Below are 980 nucleotides of genomic sequence, written 5' to 3'. Positions count from 1 at the left end.
AAAGTGTTGGCACAGCAATTAGCGATCTTCTAGCCGCGCAACACGTGCTCGAAACCCTTAAATAGTGGCTAAACACCAGCCCTAATTATAATAAAAAGGCAAACTTTTGAATTTTCCCCGGGCATTCTATGTGGCCAATACATTAGAAATTTTTGAACGTTTAGCGTGGTACGGGTTTTTTACCGTTTCCTCGCTGTACATGAGTAGTCCACTAGATCAAGGCGGTATGGCTTTTAGCGACGCCGAGCGTGGGTTTCTGCAAGGTCTGATTCCTTTTCTACTTTATCTATTTCCAGTTGTTACAGGCGCCCTCGCCGACCGCTACGGTTATAAGCGAATGTTTTGGCTATCCTTTCTTATCATGTGCCCCGGCTATTATTTGCTCGGCCAGGCACAGGGCTTTTGGTCTTTCTTTTTCGCGTTCCTCGCCGTTGCTATTGGCGCAGCCTGTTTTAAACCAGTTGTACTCGGTACCATTAGCCGCACGACATCAGCACAAAATAGAGGCCTTGGCTTCGGCATTTTTTACACTATGATAAACCTCGGTGGTTTTCTCGGGCCCTTTGTGGCCGGCTACCTACGGGCCATAAGCTGGGACCTCGTTTTTCTTGTATCTGCCGGTTGGATTGCGATCAACATGCTCATACTTGGCTTATTTTATCGCGAGCCAACGTCTGAATTTACTGGTGCGAAAAAACTCACCATCAGCGAAAACAAAGATCTACGCAGCTTACGAGAGGTTTTGCTGGAAGCGCAGGACATTCTAGGCAACGGCCGCTTAGCCTTTTTACTCATACCACTCATCATGGGCTTACTTGTCTCGGTAAAGTTTAACGTCAACATAAAAGATTATGCTATTGCCTCAATCTGCTGGCTGACAATTAACCTATTCTGGAGCCACTGGGTAAAAATGAACTATTCTTCCACACTAACACGCAGTTCTAGAGGCCGAAGCGGCCCAAGGCCATGGTACCAACAGA

General features: G+C 46.7%; 1 protein-coding gene. It reads left to right on the top strand.

Annotated elements, in window-relative coordinates; all coding sequences use genetic code 11:
• Positions 1-130 precede the first annotated feature (130 nt).
• On the top strand, positions 131-980 hold an 850-nt coding region (locus tag ACFQEU_RS16620; protein WP_379783950.1), incomplete at its 3' end, for an MFS transporter.

The sequence above is a fragment of the Halorubrum tibetense genome, assembly GCF_042661865.1.
GTDB lineage: Archaea > Halobacteriota > Halobacteria > Halobacteriales > Haloferacaceae > Halorubrum > Halorubrum tibetense.
The sequence above is the reverse complement of the archived record's forward strand: the minus strand, read 5'-3'. Positions and strand labels throughout refer to the sequence as shown.